The organism is Priestia sp. TGN 0903, assembly GCF_050846855.1.
GTDB lineage: Bacteria > Bacillota > Bacilli > Bacillales > Bacillaceae_H > Priestia > Priestia zanthoxyli.
The window spans coordinates 1-706 of the sequence record NZ_JBOZGL010000036.1; the positions used below are offsets into that span (position 1 = coordinate 1).

The window sequence follows — 706 nt, forward strand, 5'->3', positions numbered from 1 at the left end:
CTCCGACGTTGAAACGGGAGTCGTCACCCGAGCCGGGGTGAGCGTCGTGCGTGTCCGCGACACCGCGACCGGGCACCACGTCACCATCTCCGCCGACCTCGCGGACTCCGACAAGGCCCGATACAAGCGGCTCAAGTCGCCAGCCGTCGACGCCAACGGCAACCCAGCACACCCCAAGTTCAAGACCAACATCTAAGGAGCCCCCATGTCTCTCACTGTTTTCAATCCCGACGGCGTGGAGGTTCTCGAGAACTCCGCCGTTATCGTCGCCCCCGCTGTCGCGGACCTCGACAAGCCGACCGTCGCCGAGTACAACGCGGGCACCGCCATCGAGTGCTCCATCAAGTCGTTCGGCATCTCCACCGACGTCTCCTACGCCAGCTCGCAGTACCTGTGCGACAAGGTCGCGAAGAAGCGCGTCGGCAATCGCGAGCGCAACCTCGAGCCGCTCACCATCAAGATCGGCGACCCCCAGGCGGAGACCATTTCGGAGAAGTTCGTGGAGGACTCGGTGGTATACCTGATCCACCGGCCCGGACTGAAGCACACGACCCCGGCTGCAGCATCGCAGAAGGCTCAGGTCATCAAGGCTCGCGTCGCCGCCGTCGATCTCGTGCCTATCGGTGTCGAAGAGGGCTCCGTGTACGAACTCCGCGTCGCGCTCGCCGTCGAGGGTCGCAACTCCGGCCTGTTCGTCACGATCGCG

General features: G+C 64.6%; 2 protein-coding genes. Both read left to right on the forward strand.

Annotated elements, in window-relative coordinates; all coding sequences use genetic code 11:
• On the forward strand, window positions 1-196 hold a 196-nt coding region (locus tag ACRPLY_RS26775), incomplete at its 5' end, for a hypothetical protein (protein ID WP_432232225.1).
• 9 nt (window positions 197-205) lie between these two features.
• Window positions 206-706 (forward strand): hypothetical protein (locus ACRPLY_RS26780; protein WP_432232226.1); only part of this gene is annotated, 501 nt, incomplete at its 3' end.